This is a genomic window from Halomonas sp. McD50-4, from assembly GCF_022348135.1.
Classification (GTDB): Bacteria; Pseudomonadota; Gammaproteobacteria; order Pseudomonadales; family Halomonadaceae; genus Vreelandella; species Vreelandella piezotolerans.
On the sequence record NZ_JAKRFG010000014.1, the window covers coordinates 25,080 to 45,986 of the forward strand.

Here is a 20,907-nt window from a genome sequence, read left to right on the forward strand (position 1 = left end):
TAAGGAAGCACTCTTCATTCATCAGCGTGGGCTCCAGCGCAAATCGAGCGTGCAAGGCAGCTCCTGGCTCGCCCTTTCCGGTACGGGGGCCTGAAAGCCATGGCGGTGGCCACTGTCGCTGAAGCGTCCCAAACGGCGGGCTTCGGCTTCGAACGCATTGACAGGGAAGGTCTCGAAGCTACGTCCTGTGGGGTGTACCACATAGTAAGTGCAGCCGGCTACTGAACGTTGGTTCCAGGTGTCGATGACATCGAACACTAGTGGTGCGTGAATGGGGATTTGCGGGTGCAGCGCCGAGGGTGGCTGCCAGGCGCGATAACGAACGCCGGCCACGGCTTCGCCATTACGCCCGGTGGCGGTAAGTGGCACGGGGCGGCCGTTACAGGTGACGACGTAACGATCACCGCTCATGCCGCTGACTTTGACTTCCAAGCGCTCTACCGAGGAGTCGACGTAGCGCGCGGTGCCGCCTGCAGTCGCTTCTTCGCCGAGGACGTGCCAGGGCTCGATGGCTTGGCGAAGCTCGATCGAGAGCATCGGTGTATGCAAACGGCCGTGCACCGGGAATCGGAACTCCAAGAACGGCGCAAACCAGTCTAGCTCGAAGTCGAATCCGTGATGACGCAGGTCGCTGAGCACGTCGTTCAAGTCTTCCCACAAGTAGTGGGGCAGCATCCAGCGGTCTTGTAGCGCGCTTCCCCAGCGCACCGGCTTGCCACGGTAGGGCGTTTTCCAACAGCGGGCGACCAGCGCGCGAATCAGCAGCATCTGCATTAAGCCCATTCGCGCGTGGGGAGGCATTTCGAAGCCGCGCAGCTCCAATAGACCCAGGCGTCCGCTGTCGCTGTCCGGCGAGTAGAGTTTATCGATACAGAACTCGGCACGGTGTGTATTGCCGGTCAAGTCGGTCAGCAAGTGACGCAGCAGGCGGTCGACCAGCCAGGGTTGCACTACTTCGCCTTCGGGCATTTGCTGCAGAGCGATTTCCAGCTCGTAGAGCGTTTCGTGGCGCGCTTCATCGACGCGTGGTGCCTGGCTGGTAGGGCCAATGAACAGCCCCGAGAAAAGATATGACAGGCTGGGATGATGCTGCCAGTAGGTGACCAGACTGGCCAACAGGTCGGGGCGACGCAAGAAGGGCGAATCGTCCGGCGTGATGCCGCCCAAAGTGACGTGGTTGCCGCCGCCGGTGCCGGTATGGCGACCGTCCAGCATGAACTTTTCGGTACCTAACCGCGCTTGGCGTGCTTCATCGTAGAGACGCTCGGTTTGTGCCACCAGAGTTTGCCAACTGGTGGCAGGCATGATGTTGACTTCGATGACGCCTGGGTCGGGTGTGATCTGGAAACTTTCCAGCCGCGGATCGCGCGGCGGCGCGTAGCCTTCGATCATGACCGGGCAGGCAAGTTCGCGGGCGCACGCTTCGATACTGCTGAGCAGGTCGAGGTAGTGCTCGAGCTGAGTCAGCGGCGGCAAAAAAATATGCAGCCTGCCTTCACGGGGTTCGACGCACAGACTCGTGTGAATGATCTTGTGCTCCCGATCCTCCTCGGCGCTAGGTTGCTGCTGTACCGATTCGCCTTCCGGGTGGCTATGGCTTGGATGGGTGCTTTGGCCCAGGCGCTCAGCACTGGTGAAGCGGTGCTGTTCGGCGTTACGACGCGCCACCTCTCCGTGAATGTCGCCCAGCGCCGGGCGAGGAGCAAACAGCGACTGCGGTTGGGGCTGGTCTTCTGGGTCGGCCCAGGGCAGGGCAGAGAGCGGCAGGCGTAACCCCATGGGCGAGTCCCCGGGTACCAGGAAGAGGTGGTCGCGTTTCAGCGGCCAGCGTCCGCTCTCCCAACGGTGTGACTGGGCAATCGAGTGGCGCAGTGGCAGCGCATAGCCAACGACCGAGCTCAGATCCTGCTCCAGCAGGCGGGCAAGGCGTCGGCGCTCGGCGTCATCTTTCAAATCGGCTTTGCGTGGGTCTACGTTGACCGGCAGCGTTTGCTCTTTCCACAAATAGTAGTAAGCATCCTCATAGGCAGGAATCCAGCAGCGCTGAGCCACGCCCAGACGTTCGCTCAGCGCTTGAGTAAAGCGCTGAGCCATGGTGTCGTCGGCCACCACGTCGGGGGCACCTTCCATGCAGGCCAGCCAGCTTGGGTCGCGCCATAGCGGCACCCCATCTTTACGCCAGTAGCAGGCCAGCGCCCAGCGGGGCAGCGGCTCGCCGGGATACCACTTGCCCTGCTGCTGCTGAATCACGCTGCCAGGGGCGTAGGCGGCCTGCAGGCGCGACAATAGCGCTTCGGCGCGCTCACGTTTGTGCTCCCCCAAGGCTTCGGTGTTCCACTGAGGGCTCTCCATGTCGTCGATGGAAACGAACGTCGGTTCGCCGCCCATGGTCAGTCGAACGTCTTGCTGGTTGAGCGCTTGGTCAACCTCGTCGCCCAGCGTCAGAATGCGTTGCCACTGCTGCTCGCTATAGGGTTTGGTGACGCGCTGGTCTTCATGAATGCGCTCGACGCGCATCTCGACGTCGAACTCCACCTCGCACTTATCGGAAAAGCCAGTGATGGCGGCGGCGCTGCCGGTCGTAGGCGTAGCGGCGAGTGGAATATGACCTTCGCCTGCAAACAGGCCAGAGGTGGGGTCCAGTCCTACCCAGCCAGCGCCGGGCAGGAAGACTTCGGTCCAGGCGTGGAGGTCGGTAAAGTCCACGTCGGTGCCGCTAGGACCATCCAGCGCTTTCACATCCGGTGTCAGTTGAATCAAATAACCCGACACGAAGCGTGCCGCCAAGCCTAGATGACGCAGTATTTGTACCAACAGCCAAGCGCTGTCGCGGCAGGAGCCGCTCGCCAGGGTCAGCGTCTCTTCACAGCTTTGTACCCCAGGCTCCATACGCACCAAATAACTGATGTCCTTTTGCAGGCGCTGATTGAGGGCGACGAGGAAATCGACGCTGGTGGTCGGTTCGAGAGAGACGTCTTTCAACCAGTCCAGAAGTCGCGGTCCCGCTTCGGTTACCTCTAGGTAGGGGCCAAGCTCTTTGCTGAGTTCGTCGGGATAGGTGAACGGAATCTTTTGGGCGACGTCATCCAAAAAGAAATCGAACGGGTTGATCACCGTCATGGGGGCCACGAGTTCGACGGCAATGGTGAGCTCTTTACGTGGCTCGGGGAACACCACGCGGGCATTGAAGTTGCCGAACGGATCCTGCTGCCAATTCAAGAAATGGTCGTCGCCTGAAATATTCAGTGAATAGGCGTCGATATGGGTACGGCAGTGGGGGGCCGGACGCAAACGAATCACATGGGGCGAGAGCTTGACGGGGCGGTCGAAGCGATAGGTCGTGCGGTGATGCAAGGCAACGCGAATGGTCATGAGCCACCCTCAAAGAAAGCTAAAAGTCACCGTGCGTATTCCGCATAGCGCGTCGGTGAAGAAAATAAGTACCCAGAAGTATCGTTGGAGTTGAACTATTTTGCAGCTGCAATATGAGTAATGGCGTTTAAAGAGTGTGGAAAATTGTCATCGCACCATAATCGATAACTGGTATGCACTATTTTGGTGCTCTAATAACGATTAAGTACTAAAAAATGAGTGTTAATTTCTTTCATGTATAAAAGTTGTGCCAACCAAGCCATACAAAGAGAAGAGTAAACGCTAAGCGCCAATTGAGCGTTGAAATAGCGGGGAATATGGCGCGAGTTTTGCGTGTTTATATGGTCAAGTTGCTACGTACATTGCACGCGGCAGGCCTACACTACTGAATTAAGGAAGTTGCCGCTTCCACCCTAGCGCCAGGAGAGCGCCCATGAGCCAAGTAGATTGGAATAACTATGCGTGCCGTGACTTTTACGACGAGCTGTTGGCGGCGCCAGGCAAGCCTCGTGCTTCTGCGGACGAGTTATGTCACATGTTGGCGCGCTTTAGTGCGGAAGAGCTAGCTGAACGTAAAACTGCGGCAGAAATTGCCATTCGAACGATGGGCATCACGTTTACCGTTTATTCAGAAGGGGCGATGATCGACCGCGCCTGGCCTTTCGATATCGTTCCCCGCATCATTCCGGCCAATGAGTGGCGAAAAACCGAGGCGGGTTTAAAGCAGCGCGTACAAGCGCTGAACTTGTTCATCGATGATCTCTATCACGAGCAAAAAGTCGTCAAAGATAAAGTGTTGCCCGCCGAAGTATTGGCTCAGTCGGCCAATTTTCGACCTCAGTGTGTGGGCATCAATCCGCCCCACGGCGTGTGGGCCCATATTTGCGGATCTGACTTGGTGCGCGGCGGCGATGGCACGCTTTACGTGTTGGAAGACAACTTGCGTATCCCGTCGGGCGTTTCGTACATGCTGGAAAACCGCAACGTCACCAAGCGCGTGTTACCGGAGCTTTTCGCCTCGGGCAAGATCTTGCCAGTGGACGACTATGTCGCGCAGCTGTACGACATGCTGGCGGCCATGTCGCCCCGTCCGGGCGACGACCCGCAGGTAGTGGTGCTGACGCCTGGCATCTATAACTCTGCCTATTTCGAACACGCCTACCTGGCGCAGCAAATGGGGGTCGAGCTGGTGCAGGGCAGCGATATGCTGGTCGATGACGACGATGTGGTCTACATGCGCACGGTAGAGGGCTTGCGCCGTGTCGATGTGATCTACCGCCGCGTAGACGATGAGTTTCTCGACCCCGAGGCGTTCAATCCGCACTCCATGCTGGGCGTGCCGGGATTGATGCGCGCTTGGCGGGCGGGCAACGTCGCGCTGGCCAACGCGCCCGGGGCGGGCGTCGCCGACGACAAAGTCGTTTACGCCTTCGTCCCTGAGCTGATTCGTTACTACCTGGATCAAGAGCCACTGCTGCCGAACGTGCCGAGTTATCTCTGTATGTTCGACGAGGACCGCCAGTACGTGCTCGATCATTTGGACGAGCTGGTGGTAAAACCCGCCAACGAATCCGGTGGTTACGGCATGCTGATCGGACCGCGCTCCACCAAAGAAACGCGGGACGAGTTTGCGCGCTTGATCAATGAAAATCCGCGTAACTATATGGCCCAACCGACACTGGCGCTTTCCACTACGCCAACGCTGGCCAACGGTTTGCCTCAGCCCCGCCATGTCGACCTTCGCCCGTTCATCCTCTCGGGACCGGAAACCCATGTAACCACAGGCGGTTTGACCCGCGTGGCGCTGGTCGAAGGGTCGCTGGTGGTCAATTCGTCCCAAGGGGGCGGGAGTAAAGACACCTGGATCGTCGAAACCGACGAGAACGCGGCGGGTGCCGCTGAGCAGAAAGGAGCCTAGCGCCATGCTGTCACGCGTTGCTGAAAACCTCTATTGGATGGCTCGCTACATCGAGCGTGCCGAAGACACCGCACGGTTATTGAGCGTCAATACGCACCTGATGCTGGATTTGCCACGCCATTTACCGCTGGGCTGGGCGCCGCTGATCGAAATGACCGGGACGCTGGATGCCTTCAACGCTCGGCATACCAGTTTCGATGAGCGAAGTGTGATGCACTTTTTGTGCGCCGATGCCGAAAACGGCAGCTCGATTCTCTCGGCGCTCGCCAGCGCCAGAGAAAACCTGCGCACCACGCGGGACGTGGTGCCCCGAGAGATTTGGGAAGAGGTCAACCAGCTCTATCTCAGCGTGGCGGATCACGCGGAGAACGGCGTGAGCCCTCGGCGTCGGGATGCATTTTTGAAAAACGTCATTCGAGGCTGCCAAACGCTAACAGGGCTCATCGAAGGCACCTTGAGCCACGGCCCGGCGCGTACGTTCATCAAGCTGGGCCGTCAGTTGGAGCGGGCGGACATGACCACACGGATCGTCGACGTGCGTTCGGCGAGCTTGCTGCCGCAAAATCCTGAAGAATTGCTGCCGTTCGAAAATCTACAGTGGATGAGCGTGCTGAAATCCCTGACGGCGTATCAGATGTATCGTCAGCAGGTCAGGCTGCGCGTGCGTGGGCCGGACGTATTGCGTTTTCTGCTTCAAGATCCGCACCTGCCGCGCTCCATTGCCTGTAGCCTGGAAACATTGGGGCACGAGCTGCAGTTACTGCCTCGTCAAGATCGTGTGGCAGCCACGGTGTCACTGGTACGCGCCGATGTGGTCGATGCGGACATTCAGGCATTGGCCCACTCGCCGAGCAAACTGCACGCTTTCGTGGACGAGCTACAAATTGGTTTTGCCGCCATTCACGATACGCTCAGCGCTACGTATTTCGTGAACGGCGACGGCGTTCCTCGAGTCACTCAGCGCCAAACCCAGAGCCACGTGGGCGACCATGACAACGACTGATTAGGCCGCTTTAGGGCTGGCGTTCGCGCGTTGAATGAGATCGTGTAGATACGCCAGCTTTTCATGCACCGCGGGGGCAAGAACCCCTGGGGCCAGATCCAGTAGGCCCATGTCACGATTGAGTTCATTCACCGTCAAGCCCACCTGGTGAAACGCTTGTAGCATGCTCTCCAATGAGCCATCGTACTCGGCCCGAGAGAGGCCCATGTGCAGTGCCGTATCCAGCACGGCCACCATGTCCAGATAAAAGGCAAACGTCTCTGCGAAATCCTCCCACGGATGCATGGCGGCGTAGGCGGAGATGAACCGTGTGGGCCAGTCTGCCGGCGCGCCTTGCTGATAGTACTGCTCTAGGGCGTCGCCATAGGTGGGATGGTTGTGGTCGCCGAACACGCGAATGCTGGCGGCTTCGTCTTGGTCTTTGATCAGTAGGTCCCAGTAGTAGTGGCCGATTTCGTGACGAAAATGGCCGATCAACGTACGGTGGGATTCATTCATGTCGACACGCAGCCGCTCACGCTCGACGTCATCGGCCTCTTTGACGTTGATGGTGATATGGCCATTGGCGTGGCCGGTGTAAACTTTTTCTTGGTTTGCCGTGGAGCGCCACAGCCCTTGGTCGGGCAGCGCATCGGCCATGAACGAAAAACTCAGTGGGACGCGGATGTCCTCGCCCTCGACCCCGTGGGGAAGCTTGAGCAAATCCAGCGTATAGAAAAGCCGCCGTTTGGCGCTCTCCAGCGCTGCCCAGCGTTCCCGGTTGCCCTCGACCTCTAGGTCGGGAATCACCTCGTTGTAGCGGCAGCAGTCGCATAGCGTATCGGCGTGCCCGTCGGCCATCACCACCATCCGGTTGCAGACGTTTTCGACGGCATAGTTGTGGCACTTCATTAGTGCCGTGCCGCAGTCTTCATGGGTACAGAGGTAGCCGCCGCTATCTAACGGTTCCAGCGCCACGATGTTACAACACGCGGGGCACCAGCCAACCTCCGACTCACAGGCCAAGCAGTGGGTATTTTCGAAAAACAGCGGATTGCCACAGCGGCAGCTAAACGTCTGCATGGATACCTCCTTGTGATCACCACCGCGCATCTCACGAGGGTGAGTAGTGATACGTCATTGTCTCAGCATAGCGATGCCCTCACCGAGAGGGAAAGCCAAATCGTCGAGCGGAGGGCATATTGTCTTTGTCCAGTTGCTAATTGACGTTTACGTCAACTTGCTGATATACCCTAATGGTTCCCTATTCGATCCCATAACAAACACAAGCCGAGGAAACGCATCATGTCCGTTCGTGAAATTCCGATGTACATCGATGGCCAGCCGGTCATGTCGCAAAGCCAAGAGTGGCGCGATGTGGTGAATCCTGCCACCCAGGACGTGGTGGCGCGAGTACCGTTCTGTACGTCCGAAGAAGTCGAGCGCGCCATCGCCAGCGCCAAAACGGCGTTCAAAGAGTGGCGCAAAGTGCCGCTCGGCAAGCGCATGCGCATCATGCTCAAACTGCAGGCGTTGATTCGCGAGAATACAGCGGAACTTGCCGCCTTGATCACCGAAGAGCACGGTAAAACCCTGCCGGATGCCGAGGGTGAAGTGGGGCGCGGGCTAGAAGTGGTAGAGCACGCCTGTTCGATTACCTCCCTACAGCTTGGCGAGCTGGCGGAGAATGCGGCCAACGAGGTGGACGTCTATACCATGCATCAGCCGCTGGGTGTGGGGGCGGGCATTACCGCCTTCAATTTTCCGATCATGCTGCCCTGTTTCATGTTCCCGTTGGCGATTGCAACCGGAAACACCTTCGTCTTGAAGCCTTCCGAGCAAGACCCGAGTTCTACCATGCGGCTCGTGGAACTGGCACATGAAGCGGGTATTCCGGCTGGGGTATTGAACGTCGTGCACGGTGGGCCTGACGTCGCCAATCAAATTGCCGACCATCAAGATATCAAGGCGCTGTCGTTCATCGGTTCGACCCATGTGGGGTCGCTGCTTTATAACCGTGCGGCCGCTGCTGGCAAACGTATGCAGGCCATGATGGGTGCAAAAAACCACTGTGTCGTCATGCCGGATGCCAACCGTAGTCAAGCCATCGATAGCCTGCTGGGCTCTGCCTTTGGTGCCGCCGGTCAGCGCTGCATGGCGAACTCGGTGGTCGTGCTGGTGGGGGAAGCGCGCGAGTGGATCAAAGACATCGAAGCCGGCGCGCGCGGTATGACCGTGGGACCCGGCACCCAGCGCGAGGCCGATCTGGGGCCACTGGTTTCTCCGCAAGCCAAGGGGCGGGTCGAGCGTTTGATTACGGCAGGTGAGAAGGAGGGTGCTACGCTGCTGGTCGATGGGCGCGGCTACACGGTCGACGGCTACCCAGACGGTAATTTCGTCGGGCCGACTCTGTTTTCCGATGTGACGGCAGACATGACGATCTATCGTGAGGAAATTTTTGGGCCGGTGCTGTGTGTCGTCAACGTCGAAACGCTGGACGACGCCATCGCTTTCATTAACGCCAATCCGAATGGCAACGGCACCTCGATCTTTACGAACTCGGGCTGGGTCGCGCGACGCTTCGAGACCGACATCGACGTCGGCCAAATTGGCATAAACGTGCCCATTCCGGTGCCGGTCGCCTACTTTAGCTTTACCGGTTCTCGGGCGTCGAAGCTGGGCGACCTAGGGCCTAACGGTAAACAGGCGATTGCGTTCTGGACGCAGACCAAAACGGTCACTGCCCGCTGGTTCGAGCCCGAAAACGTCTCTAGCGGTATCAATAGCACGATCTCGCTATAGCGAGCGGCAACGCGCTGCGCCTCCTCGGTAGAGGAGGCGACCTTCACACGTCCTGAAACAGCGGTAAGCTCTCCGAGAGCAGTTGCCCTATGGGACCAAGCTGGCTCTCGTGTAGTACGAGCAGGTAGGGCGCCTCCTGCTCATCGCGAACGGGCGCCAGCAGCGCGAATTCTCCCTCTTCGAGGTGAAATTCATGAATTTCACGAAGGCCGTGGGGGGTCTCACATTGTGAGCAACGGTAGGTATCGTCCTCGCCATATACGAGGCGATGGTACATTTTGAACAGAGTGTAGAGGGCAAGCCCACCCTCGAACGCGGGCCAGCGAGCCGGTGTGGCACGAATATCGTCGGTGAGCGCGTTGCCTTCTGCTTCGGCATCGGCAATGGCATCGGCCAGGGGAGCCGCGAGAATAGCGGTTTGATCTGCGGGTAGGGGGGCATTTCGTTCCGCCGCCGCGTGAAAGGAGGTGGCCGCCGCCTCGAAATCTTGCAGGTTGTGCAGCGTAAAATCGGCATGCTGTAGGTCGGCAGGTTCGAAACCACCGTTCTCCCAGCCGTGAATCACACGAAGCGTGACCAGGCCGCGCTGCATAGGCTGGGCCAGCAGGGTGTGAAGCATGACACGGATATGCAACTGACGCTCATCCGTATCGTTCTCGAACGCACGGTACGGGTCTGCGAACAGTTCATGCAAACGCCCTGGCGTGTGCTCTTTTGCTTCGGAGTATGACATGGTGGTTTCCCTGTAAGTACGCCGCTTGGCTAGCCGAATAGCGTACGGCTTTTATGACATTAGATCACTAAAAGTATGGCGAGCGTAAAGCCATATGAAAAGAGTCTTTAGTTAGCAATTTGTTACGGATAAAAGTGAGTTGGTAGTGGGACTCTACTTCAAAATAAAAAAGGAGCCTTTATGGCTGCATCGATCAGTCGGTTCAAACTTCCTGACACTCTGGATAATGTTCCCAATGATATTCGGGAAGCCATGTTGGCCGTGCAGGAGAAAGCGGGCTTCGTGCCCAACGTATTTTTGATGTTGGCTCACCGACCCGACGAGTTTCGCGCTTTTTTTGCGTATCACGATGCGTTGATGGAGCGACCATCGGAGACGCTGACCAAAGCAGAGAAAGAGATGATTGTCGTTGCGACCAGTGCCCGCAATCGCTGCTTGTACTGTGTCGTCGCCCATGGCGCGCTAGTGCGTATCTACAGTAAAGATCCGTTACTGGCGGATAATATCGCCATCAACCATCGTGTGGCGGGATTGAGCGAGCGTCATCGGTTGATGCTCGACTTTGCACTGCACAGTGCCATCGATCTGGGCGAGTTTTCAGAAGAATGGCAGGCGCGTTTAGAGGCAGTGGGGTTCACGCTGGATGATTGCTGGGACATCGGTGCCATTGCCGCGTTTTTTGGCATGTCCAACCGCTTGGTGACACTAGCTGGAACACCGCCCAACGCCGAGTTTTACCTGATGGGGCGTGTCCCCAAGAAAGTGGAATAAGCAGCCCGGCTCCATGGGCAAGGCTTTACTAACGCACCACTTTGATTGAGGATACTGCCTCCACTCACTGTCGCCAGGGGAGCCCCAATGGGGCTGAGAATGCGCGCAACGCAGACCCTGGAACCTGATCCGGTTCGTACCGGCGGAGGAAGCGCGACATGCCTTACCTAACGTCTTTCGTGTTAGGCGCAGCGTTATGCTGCTTTGCTTTTCTGGGTCTTCGGGCACGTTTCAGTGGCGGCTCGCTGGATGATTATGTCACCGCCCGTAATTCGCAAACGTCGGCCACCCTGGGGCTCTCCTTTTTGGCGTCCGGTATGGGGGCTTGGATACTCTTTGCACCCCCTGAAATCGGCGCATTGGTAGGGCCCGTGGCGCTACTGGGCTATGCCCTTGGTTCGGCGCTGCCGTTCATCGTTTTGGGTCTCTACGGGCCTAAGATACGCCAAGCACTGCCCGAGGGACGCAGCATTGCCGAGTTTGCCGACGCCTGCTACGGCAAGGGGGTACGCCATTTCGTGGCGCTTGTTTCCGTGGCTTACATGGGCTGCTTCCTGGCTGCTGAACTCACCGCCATCGGGGCGATTACCGCGCTGCTCTCCGACGTGCCTCCCGCCGTGGTGATCATCGGGGTGGCGCTCACCACGCTGGTGTACACCGTCATGGGCGGGCTGCGGGCAAGCTTGGCCACCGACCGCTGGCAAGCGTGGCTGCTTTTGGCGCTGCTGCTCGCCGTCGCCAGCGTGACGCTCTGGCGACTGCCCAGTATGCCGAATGACGCACAACTCCCGTCGCTCCCCATCGGCAGCTCGCTCAGCGTGGCGTTGACGCTGGTGATCGCCGTGACGGCGGCCAACTTGTTTCACCAAGGCTATTGGCAGCGGGTATGGGCGGCCCAAGACGACGCGAGCCTGGGGCGCGGTGCCTGGTTGGGTGGCGGCTTGACCGTACTGGTCGTCATGGTGATCGGTGGCGTAGGTATCATGGCAGCGATGAGCGGGGTCAGTCTCGGCGAGCCGCCCATGCCGTTTTTTGCGCTGCTTAGTGATGCCCCGGTATGGATCACGCTGCCTTCATTGGTACTGGCCGTCACGCTGGTCACCTCGAGCGTCGACACCTTACAAAACGGCATTGCGTCGCTGTGGGCCAATGGTCACCGGCCCGAGGCCCTCAACAAGGCGCGCTGGCTCACCGTGGCGATCATGCTGCCCGTGATCGTGATTGCCTTGCAAGGGCTCTCCGTGCTGCGGCTATTTTTGATTGCCGATCTGCTGTGTGCAGCGATCGTGGTGCCGGTGCTGCTGGGTTTGTGGCAGCGTATGACACCGATGGCAGCAATAAGCGGCGGGTTGGCGGGGCTCGTAGGGGCCGTGCTGCCTGGCTGGATCGGTCAGGGCAGCATCAGCGCAGGGGTAATGGCCGCCACGTTCCCCGGCAGCGTACCGACGTTAGGCCCGTTCGTAGGGGCGCTGCTACTCTCAACAGCGGTCAGTGTGGCGTTGGCTCTGGTGAGCCGTCAACGTGTCGAAGTCCGTTAATCAAGGCGTTAAGCAGGACATTTCGTTTCGCGTTATGCTGTTAAGGGTTTGATGACCATTTAGGTGTGATCGCCATGAGCCACCTGTTACCCCCCAACGAAACTGCCCGTTTGGCTGCGCTTAACGAACTGGCCCTCCTGGATACGCCAGACGAGCCCGTTTTCGATCGGATCACGCGATTGGTCACCGTGCTGCTCGGCGTTCCTAAATCTACCATCAGTCTGATCGACACCGATCGTCAGTGGTTCAAGTCTCAAGTGGGCATGGCGGTATCGGAAACACCTAGGGACGTCGCGTTTTGTGCTTACACGGTACTCGAAGATGAGCCGCTAGTGGTCGAAGACGCTCAGCAAGACGCACGCTTCGTGACCAATCCCTACGTGATGACACCTGGCGGCATCCGTTTTTATGCCGGGATACCGCTGCGTAGTTCACAAGGGCTGGTCCTCGGATCGCTATGCGCCATGGACAGCCAGCCACGCAGCTTAAGTGACCAAGAAAAGGCTGCGATGCAAGATTTGGCCGATATCGTGATTGGCGAAATCCACCTGCGCGAACGGCTCATCAACGAGCAGAAGATTCGTGCCGCCACTCAGCAGGCGCTCACCGCGCTGCATCAAAGCCTCGAGCAGCGTATCGAGCAGCGAACCCGCGAACTCAATCTGGTGATCGAGTCGGCATATGATGCCTATTTGAGCGTCGATGAGCAGGGGCGCGTGCTGGATTGGAACCATGCAGCCGAGACCATGTTCGGCTGGAGTCGCAAAGAAGCCCTCACTCGACCGATTACATCGCTCATGTTTCCCGACGGAATCACCAGTGACGATGTCGCCATGCCAGTGACCGGAGAAGCCCTACGGCGCGATGGCGTTCGCTTGCCGGTCGAGGTGCGACTGAAGCGTTTCGAGGTGAATGGCCGCCCACGCCGCAGCTTGTTCATTCACGACATTACCGAACGCCAGCAGCTAGAGCGCCTACGCGACCAGCAGGCCCGAGAAGACGTGCTCACCCGTTTGCCCAACCGCCGCGCCCTAGATGAGCGTTTGCCGGAGGCAATGGCACGGGTACGCCGTACGCTCGCACCGCTGGCCGTGCTGTTTCTAGACCTCGATGGGTTCAAACGCATTAACGATCAGCACGGCCATGCCATGGGGGACGAGCTGCTGCGCGACATCGCGAGCCGTCTTCAGCGAACCGTCCGCGAGACGGATTTCGTTGCCCGATGGGCGGGAGATGAGTTCGTCGTGCTGCTCGAGGGGGTGACCAGCGACGCACCGGAGCCGCTGGCCCATAAGCTGATCGAGGTGATCGAGGAGCCGCTCAGCGCAGGTGGCGTGACCCTGCAAGTAAGTACCAGCATTGGTGTGGCGCTGTTCGTCCACGACGCGGCGGAGACACCTCAGGAGTTATTGAAGCGCGCCGATGAGGCCATGTACAACGCCAAACGCGCAGGCAAAGCGCGTATCGCGCTGGCACGTCCGGCGGATACGTCTGCCCCCCATTAACGAACCCAAGGACGAGTATGATTCGTTGTCTATTGACCACCCCAGAGGGCGACGTGCGCGAGGGCGACATTCGCCTGATGGACGAGTGGATGCGCATGCCCACGGCACACTTGTGGGTCGACATGAAAGGAGAGAGCGAAGCGCAGGAGCGTGAGATACTGGAGCGCTTCGAGTGTCACCCGATGGCCATACAAGACGCCCACAAAGAGCGCCATCCGCCGAAAATCGAAGAGTTCGACAATCACACGCTGATCATCTATCGCGGCATTTCCTCGTTCGATGCCCAGCTAAACTTCGTACCTCAGCAGATCTGTTTCTTCGTCGGCGAACGCTTTTTGGTGACCTTGCACCCCGGCGAGGCGATGAGTATCGAACGCTTACTCAATGAGCACGGCAAAACGCTATTGGCCCAGTCACCCGAGCAGGTGGCACTGAGAGTGATGTACACCTCGGCGGGCTTTTATATCGATAGCTTGCTGGAATTCGAAACGGAGCTCAGTGATCTCGAGGACGAGCTGCTAGACAATGGTAACGACGTGTTGATGCGTAAAATCACCACGTATCGCTCGCGTCTGGTCAAAATGCGCCGGATCTTCAGCTATCACAAAGGCATCACCCAAGAGCTGACGGCGTACGACTACGCGCACTTGCCGCGAGGCGAAAGCGAAACGCTGCATGCCATAACCGATGTCGAAGAACGTTTCGAGCGACTCTACACCCTAACGCAAATGTACTACGACATTTGTGGCGATCTCGTCGACGGCTATATCTCCATTTCATCACACCAGTTGAACATCACCATGCGGGTGTTGACGGTGATTACCGCTATTTTCGTCCCGCTAACCTTTATCGCCGGTATTTACGGCATGAACTTCGAGTACATGCCAGAACTGAGCTATCAGTACGGCTACTTTTTCGTTTGGGGGGCCATGCTAGGGATTGGTGGGGTGCTCATTTGGCTGTTCAAACGGAAACGCTGGTTTTAACCCCCTTGTCGAACCGCCAATTGCCGCAGACGACTGGCCAACAGTAAGAGCCCCAGCGCAATCAGTAGCCAAAGCGTGGCCAACAATATAGGAAACGCCCCCGCACCCGCCAGATCCAGCAGCGGGCCGGTCAGTGACGGAATGACCAGCGCCCCGCTGCCCGCGGCGGTAAAGATGGCGCCAGTGGTGCGCCCGCGCATGACAATCGATTGGTTGCACAGTGCAAACAGCGTAGGGAAAAACGCCGAGGCTGAGAGGCCAAACAGCAGCGCGCCAGCGCTTGGCGGCAGCGCGTTGAGGTGCAGACCTGCCGCTGCGCTCAGCCCCAGCGCTAGGCAGCCAGCGAGCACCTGCCAAGGTGAGCAAACGCGTAGTAGCGGGATGGCGAGCAGGCGTCCCGCCGAGAGCGCCAGCCAGAACAGCGTTGCCAGCAACGTCGCCTGCTCGGTGGTCAATCCAGAGAGCGTACCGTATGCGGTGACCCAGCCGGCGAACGTAATTTCGATGCCCACATAAAGAGAAAACAGTAGCATGAATAGTCCCAGCAAGAGCGGGTCGCGGTGTTTGAGCGTAGCCAAGGACGCGGGATTAGGGTCAACGGTGGGCATGGACGGGCTGACGAAGCGCGACAGCGGCCACAGCATGGCAGCCACGCTGGCCGCGACGATCCAAAACGTGAGGTGAAACTGTCCGGTGAGGGATAGCGCAGCAATCATGATCAGCGGCGTGAGCATGTTGCCGAAACTGAAACAGAAGTGCAGCGCGCTTACATTGGGGCCCGCTGCGTCTCGGTGCAGCCACAAAAGCAGCGTGTTCCCGCCCGCGTTGAGCGATACCTCCGCAAATCCCAGCAGCATGAACAGCAGCGTCAACAGCAGCAGAAGCGGGCTAAGCGGGGCCAGCGCCAGTCCGGCTACCGCCAGCACGCCCATCATCACCAACACGCGGTGGCCGTTGAAGCGATCCATGAGCAGCCCGGTGACCATGGCGCCGCTCATGTTGCCAACGGCACGTGCAGTGAACAGCACGGCGATTTGGCTCATGGAGGCACCGCTGGCCTCGGCCAAATGGGGCAGTGCTGGCCCAAGCAGTCCGCCGGTCATCCCAATGGCAATGAACAGGCCAAAGTAGGTCCAGGTGAGACGGCGATGGTACGTCGAGGTGAAGTGAAGCATACCGATCCTTGGCAGGGGCAGAAGCATGGTCGACCCGTAGCTTGACGGGTTTTGCTTACTCTCACTATTGGCGAAAAGTTGACGACCCGCCAGGCGGCTGACTGGGGGAGTGTGGCTTAAGGGGCACTATGTGCTTTACTCATCCATCGTGATCGAGGGCATGCTGTCCTTCGCTCGCCCCCTTGAACCTCGCCCGGCGTTTGTTATCGTCGCGACATATGCACTCAACAAGGAACCACCCATGGCCCACACGGATAACAGCGCAACGATTCCGGCCACGATGTCGGCGATGCTCTTGACCGGTCACGGTGATGTCGACGCTCTGCAATACCGTCAGGACGTTCCCACGCCAACGCCCGGCCCTGGGCAGGTGCTGGTGCAAGTCACGGCAACGGCGAAAAACAACACCGACCGCAAAGCGCGCGAAGGCTTATACCCCACCAAAGGCAAAGAGGACGTGACCTCGTTTGCCATGGGTGGGTCGCCGACCCTGACGTTTCCGCGTATTCAAGGCGCTGACGTGGCAGGTCGGGTCGTTTCTGTCGGCGAGGGGGTCGATCCCCGGCGTATCGGGGAGCGCGGGCTGCTGGATTTCAATTTGTATGCCGACGAGCGTCGTGACATTAACCTGACGCCGGACTACTACGGACACGGCGAAGACGGCGGCTACGCCGAGTACGTGGCAGTGCCTGCCGACCAGTTTCACCATGTCCCCAACCCTGAGCTACACGATGCCGAGCTTGCGGCCATGGGCATGTGCTCGTATCAAACGGCCTACCACATGATGACGGCGGCCAACGTTCAGGCGGGCGAGCGTATCCTCGTCAGCGGCGCCAGCGGCGGGGTGGGCACGGCGTTGATCCAGCTATGCCGTATCGTCGGCGCGATTCCCTACGCCGTTAGCCAGCTCGATAAAGCCGACGCGCTACGTGCGTTGGGCGCAGAAGCCGTCATCGATCGAGGCGACCTGCCCACTTTCGTCGAGCGTGTGCTGGCCGCCACCGATGGTCAGGCCATCGATGCCGTCATGGATCTCGTTGGTGGCGAGATGACCGATCTGTTCATCGATACCATGATCGGCGATATGCAGCGTCGTACCACCTACCCCCGGCTCTCCATTGCCGGTGCCAGCGGCGGTAACCTCAGCGAGATCATGTGGACCCGCATCTATCTCTATCAGGTGCAGATAGTCGGCGTGTCCCACGGTACTCGGGAAGAAGCAGAGCAGTTGATAGCGTGGATACGCAGCGGTGAGTTAAAACCGGTGCTGCATGGCGCGTTCAAACTCTCTGACTTGCATCAGGCCGAGCGCTACTTCGTGAACCGAGGCAGCAACTACCTGGGGAAAATCGTCATCGTTCCCGATGCCCAGTGGGACACCCACGGTGCCCCATTTGCCATAACCTCTGCCTAGGAGCCGGGTGAGTGAAAAACCTGCATACGATTCGATTGTTGGACACCCATGCCGGGGGAGATGTCAGCCGCATCGTCACGGGCGGCATCGATGCATTGCCCGGTGCGACGGTGCGTCAACAGATGGAGTACCTGCGCGACGACGCCGACGGGTTGCGCCGTTTGTTGTTAGAAGAGCCCTACGGCATTCCCGAAATGTCGGTGGATCTCTTGGTGCCTGCCACCGACCCGGAAGCCGTGGTCGGATACATCATCATGGAAGTGATGGGCTACCCGATCTATTCCGGCTCGAACACGCTGTGCACGGCCACGGCCGTTCTGGAAACCGGCATCGTGCCCAAGCAGGAGGGAATTCAACGCTTCAAGTTAGAGGCCCCGGCAGGGCTGGTTCAAATCGAGGCCCGAGTGCACAACGGCGTGGTGGAGTACGTGACCTGCGAAGGCCTGCCGAGCTATATCGATACCTATCGCGACACCATTCAAGTGCCAGGGATTGGGGAAGTCACCTACTCCGTCGCCTATAGTGGCGGTTTTTACGCCTTGGTCGATGCCGAGGCGTTGGGCTTCAAGCTGGTGCGTGATGAAGAGCAGGCGCTGGCGGCTTGTGCGTACAAAATCGTGGAGGCCATCAAGGCGCAACGCGGTTTCTCCCACTACACCCTAGGCGACGTGGGTCCGCTGCCTTTTCTGCACTTCATGGGGCCCGAAGAGCCGATCGCCGAAGGTTATATCCGCTCGCGGTCGACCACCTACGTGCACCCCGGCGTCATTTGCCGGAGTACCACGGGCACCGGCACGTCGGCAAGGCTAGCGCTAATGAATTACGAGGGGCGGTTGAGCCTCGGCGATAAGCTGGAAACCGTATCGCTTAGGGAAACCGGCTTCATTGGCACGTTTACCGGCACGCATCAAGAAGGGGCTTATCAAGTGGTGGAAAACACCATTACGGGACGCAGCTACGTGCTGGCGGAGTCGAGTATCGTGATCAACTGCGACGACCCGATGGTCGCCTGTGGCGAGTTGCATCATATCCTGAGTGATCGCCAACACGAAGAGACGTAGCCCTCCTGTTCGATTCGTTCCCACACCGGGGCCTTCTCGGCCTCGGTCATGCTTCCCCAGCAGGCAATTTCATCCAACGTGCGCCCGCATCCCTGGCACGTTTGGGTGTTCGGCTCGATCTGGCATACGTGAATACAGGGCGATAGCGGGCGAAGTGTCGATGGCATCTAGTTCACTGTGTCAAGTAGTAGAAAGGGGAAAGCGATCAGCGCTCACTGGCTGGCACTTTACCACGTAGCGACTTGAGCTTGCCTTTCCGGGTTTTGTGGTCCACTCGGCGGCGCTGAGAGGCTTTCGTAGGTTTCGTAGGACGGCGCGTTTTGGGCTGTTTGGCCACGCTCTTGATCAGCGCCTTGAGGCGGTTCAAGGCGTCCTCTTTATTCAGCTCGAGCGTGCGGTAGCTCTGAGCTTTGATGATCACTACCCCCTCTTTACTGATACGCTGGTCCGACAGGGCCATTAGTCGCTCTTTGTAGACCGGCGGCAGCGTCGAACGCTGAATGTCGAAACGTAAATGCACCGCAGACGCGACTTTATTGACATTCTGACCGCCTGCCCCCTGTGCGCGAATTTGGCTAATGTCGATTTCCCAGTCGGCCAAGCTAACGCTATTGGTAATAATGAGCATTCCGTTCCCGGATCGTTGTATGAGTCTGTAGGCTAACATACTTGACAGAGGGTAGGCGCCAGCGGCCTATTAAGGGCACCGTTCTTGCCACGCCATCAGGAGAGTCCATGAATACTCTATTGACCGAGTCGCCGCTCAGTGCAGGTAGTCTCTACCGGCTGCTATCGGGCTGCGTTTGCCCACGACCGATTGCCTGGGTGGCTACTCAGGACAAGCAGCGGAACGCCAACCTAGCGCCATTCTCGTTTTTCAACGTGGCCAGCATCGACCCGCCCATTTTAGCATTTTCGCCGCTGTTGGATGGTAGCGCCCAACCCAAAGACACGCTGCGAAATTTGGCAGAAGTCCAAGAGTGCGTGGTACATGTCGGCACCGAAGGGTTGGTCGATGCGCTCAATACCACGAGCGCCAGCCTGCCAAGACACGAAGACGAGTTCACGCTGGCGGGGCTGGAAAAGTCCACCATGCCGGGGGTGAGCGTGCCACGCATCGCAGCGGCCCCGGTGGCATTTGGCTGTACACTGTTGGAAGTGAAGCGTTTTGGCGATCGGCCGCTAGCGGGTAGCCTAGTGTTGGCGCAAATCGTGTCGATTCATATCGACGATACGCTGTGGGACGGTCGTCACGTGGATATGGCCGCGCTGCAACCGATCGGCCGCTTGGCGGGGAGTGACTACGTGCGCATCACTGACCGCTTCGCCATCGAGCGGCCTGCTTAAATCAAGACACGTTTTTTTACACTCTGTTTAAAAGCTCGCCAAGCTTAAGTCGTATACTCTTCCGCCGATATTAGAAAAAAGCATCGCGATGTGGGAGAGAACCAATGCGTCGAATCACAACATGGCTAATGGCGGCGGGGCTTTTGGCTGCTCCGCTGGCTCATGCCGCACTCGAAGTCGGCATGGTGGCGCCCGCAAGCGGCGGTGCTGCTCCTCTGGGCATTGGTATGCAGCAGGGCATCGACACCTACTTTGCCAAGCTCAACGACGAAGGTGGGATCAATGGTCAAACGATCAGCCTCACGACGTTCGATGATCAATACTCGCCGCTGCAGGCAGCCAAGTACACCCGCGAGCTAGTGGGTAACGATCGCCTGCTTGCCGCGATTGGCAATGTAGGAACGCCTACGGCAGCGGTCACTATCCCGATCTATAATCAGCAAAAGACGCTGCTATTTGGGGCATTCACCGGGGCGGGAATTCTGCGCCGCTCACCGCCCGATCGTTATGTCATCAACTACCGTGCCAGCTACGTTCAAGAAACGGCAGCAATGATCGATGGCCTTCTTGCGGCTGGTATAGAGCCCGAAGAGATCGCATTTTTTACCCAAAACGACAGTTTTGGCGACGCGGGCTATAACGGCGCAATTCGCGCGCTCAATGCCCAAGGCGTCTTGAATACCTCCCAACTGGTTCATGGTCGTTTCACCCGCGGAACGCGTAACGTTCATCAAGGGCTTGCCAGTATTCTTCAGGCACCGGTCACACCCAAGGCAGTGATCATCGTCGGCACCTTTGGCCCGGCCGCTGACTTCATTCGTGAAGCGCGACAAGACCTGCCCGATGCGCTGTTTCTAAATGTCTCATTCGTCGGTAGCCAGGCGCTGCTAGAGGCGCTTGGCCCGCAGGCGGAGGGGGTCATCGTGACGCAAGTGGTACCGCCGTTGGATGCCGATCTGCCGGCCGTCGAAGAGTATCGTCAGGCGTTGGCTGAGTACGCCCCCGACGCCACCCCCGACTTTATTTCCCTTGAAGGCTACCTAGCCGCCAAGCTGTTTGCCGAAGGCCTCAAGGCGGCGGGTAATAACCCTGATCGAGAAGCGGTGGTCAATGGCCTTTTGAGCCTGGGCAGTATCGATATCGGCGTTGGCGAACCGCTCACATTGGGCCCGAACGACCATCAAGCCAGCGATGCCGTCTGGCCTACCATTATCCGAAATGGCCAGTTCGAGCCGGTGGATTGGAACAGCCTAGCCCGCTAGCCGTGGCTCTCTATTCCGTTTGCAATCTCTGACACAGCGAA

17 protein-coding genes and 1 riboswitch are annotated in these 20,907 nt (G+C 58.7%); of the genes, 11 read left to right on the forward strand and 6 right to left on the reverse strand.

All coding sequences use genetic code 11. The features are described from left to right. Positions 1–21: 21 nt before the first annotated feature. Positions 22–3,372, reverse strand: coding sequence for a transglutaminase family protein (locus MHM85_RS15325; RefSeq protein ID WP_239286396.1), 3,351 nt, complete (start codon positions 3,370–3,372; stop codon positions 22–24). A gap of 433 nt (positions 3,373–3,805) precedes the next feature. On the opposite strand from MHM85_RS15325, the gene MHM85_RS15330 reads away from it, so the two are divergent. After that, a complete protein-coding gene (locus MHM85_RS15330) occupies positions 3,806–5,290 on the forward strand; it encodes a circularly permuted type 2 ATP-grasp protein (protein ID WP_044629238.1) in 1,485 nt (494 codons plus the stop codon). A gap of 4 nt (positions 5,291–5,294) precedes the next feature. Continuing rightward, a complete protein-coding gene (locus MHM85_RS15335) occupies positions 5,295–6,293 on the forward strand; it encodes an alpha-E domain-containing protein (RefSeq protein ID WP_139526649.1) in 999 nt (332 codons plus the stop codon). Here MHM85_RS15335 and MHM85_RS15340 read toward each other — a convergent pair whose 3' ends face one another. Then, complete coding sequence (locus MHM85_RS15340; RefSeq protein WP_219861402.1) at positions 6,294–7,355, reverse strand: putative zinc-binding metallopeptidase; 1,062 nt, start codon at positions 7,353–7,355, stop codon at positions 6,294–6,296. It abuts the gene before it with no gap. A 222-nt stretch (positions 7,356–7,577) separates the two neighbouring features. Between MHM85_RS15340 and MHM85_RS15345 the strand changes: the two genes are divergently transcribed. Then, positions 7,578–9,074, forward strand: coding sequence for a CoA-acylating methylmalonate-semialdehyde dehydrogenase (locus tag MHM85_RS15345; RefSeq protein ID WP_239286397.1), 1,497 nt, complete (start codon positions 7,578–7,580; stop codon positions 9,072–9,074). A 43-nt stretch (positions 9,075–9,117) separates the two neighbouring features. On the opposite strand, the gene MHM85_RS15350 is transcribed toward MHM85_RS15345, so the two are convergent. Beyond that, positions 9,118–9,807: a hypothetical protein gene (locus MHM85_RS15350; protein WP_139526655.1), complete on the reverse strand. Its 690-nt coding sequence runs from the start codon at positions 9,805–9,807 to the stop codon at positions 9,118–9,120. Between the two features lie 180 nt (positions 9,808–9,987). Here MHM85_RS15350 and MHM85_RS15355 point away from each other — a divergent pair, with 180 nt between their 5' ends. The 4 genes from MHM85_RS15355 to MHM85_RS15370 all read left to right on the forward strand — a co-directional run bounded on the left by MHM85_RS15355 (position 9,988) and on the right by MHM85_RS15370 (position 14,607). After that, the gene (locus tag MHM85_RS15355) at positions 9,988–10,578 is read left to right on the forward strand and encodes a peroxidase-related enzyme (protein ID WP_219861397.1); all 591 of its coding nucleotides are present in this window, start codon (positions 9,988–9,990) and stop codon (positions 10,576–10,578) included. A gap of 65 nt (positions 10,579–10,643) precedes the next feature. After that, positions 10,644–10,747: riboswitch (TPP riboswitch) on the forward strand. Beyond that, on the forward strand, positions 10,737–12,116 hold the full coding sequence (locus MHM85_RS15360) for a sodium:solute symporter (RefSeq protein ID WP_219861395.1): 1,380 nt from the start codon (positions 10,737–10,739) through the stop codon (positions 12,114–12,116). It overlaps the preceding riboswitch by 11 nt. 74 nt (positions 12,117–12,190) lie before the next feature. Beyond that, positions 12,191–13,621: a diguanylate cyclase gene (locus tag MHM85_RS15365; protein WP_219861392.1), complete on the forward strand. Its 1,431-nt coding sequence runs from the start codon at positions 12,191–12,193 to the stop codon at positions 13,619–13,621. Positions 13,622–13,638: 17 nt separating this feature from the next. Beyond that, positions 13,639–14,607, forward strand: coding sequence for a magnesium transporter CorA family protein (locus MHM85_RS15370; RefSeq protein ID WP_044628402.1), 969 nt, complete (start codon positions 13,639–13,641; stop codon positions 14,605–14,607). On the opposite strand, the gene MHM85_RS15375 is transcribed toward MHM85_RS15370, so the two are convergent. Further along, on the reverse strand, positions 14,604–15,782 hold the full coding sequence (locus MHM85_RS15375; RefSeq protein ID WP_219861390.1) for an MFS transporter: 1,179 nt from the start codon (positions 15,780–15,782) through the stop codon (positions 14,604–14,606). The genes MHM85_RS15370 and MHM85_RS15375 overlap by 4 nt on opposite strands. 241 nt (positions 15,783–16,023) lie before the next feature. Between MHM85_RS15375 and MHM85_RS15380 the strand changes: the two genes are divergently transcribed. Together MHM85_RS15380 and MHM85_RS15385 are read left to right on the forward strand one after the other, a co-directional pair. Next, the gene (locus MHM85_RS15380) at positions 16,024–17,196 is read left to right on the forward strand and encodes a zinc-binding dehydrogenase (protein ID WP_219861388.1); all 1,173 of its coding nucleotides are present in this window, start codon (positions 16,024–16,026) and stop codon (positions 17,194–17,196) included. 11 nt (positions 17,197–17,207) lie between these two features. Beyond that, a complete protein-coding gene (locus MHM85_RS15385; RefSeq protein WP_219861386.1) occupies positions 17,208–18,257 on the forward strand; it encodes a proline racemase family protein in 1,050 nt (349 codons plus the stop codon). Here the strand turns inward: MHM85_RS15385 and MHM85_RS15390 are convergent. Both MHM85_RS15390 and arfB read right to left on the reverse strand, forming a co-directional pair. Beyond that, complete coding sequence (locus MHM85_RS15390; RefSeq protein ID WP_219861384.1) at positions 18,221–18,424, reverse strand: DUF1289 domain-containing protein; 204 nt, start codon at positions 18,422–18,424, stop codon at positions 18,221–18,223. The genes MHM85_RS15385 and MHM85_RS15390 overlap by 37 nt on opposite strands. Before the next feature lie 38 nt (positions 18,425–18,462). Further along, complete coding sequence (arfB, locus tag MHM85_RS15395) at positions 18,463–18,885, reverse strand: alternative ribosome rescue aminoacyl-tRNA hydrolase ArfB (RefSeq protein WP_219861382.1); 423 nt, start codon at positions 18,883–18,885, stop codon at positions 18,463–18,465. Between the two features lie 107 nt (positions 18,886–18,992). Here arfB and MHM85_RS15400 point away from each other — a divergent pair, with 107 nt between their 5' ends. Then, complete coding sequence (locus tag MHM85_RS15400; RefSeq protein WP_219861380.1) at positions 18,993–19,604, forward strand: flavin reductase family protein; 612 nt, start codon at positions 18,993–18,995, stop codon at positions 19,602–19,604. A gap of 104 nt (positions 19,605–19,708) precedes the next feature. Beyond that, positions 19,709–20,866, forward strand: a complete 1,158-nt coding sequence (locus tag MHM85_RS15405) for an ABC transporter substrate-binding protein (RefSeq protein ID WP_219861378.1) — start codon at positions 19,709–19,711, stop codon at positions 20,864–20,866. Positions 20,867–20,907 lie beyond the last annotated feature (41 nt).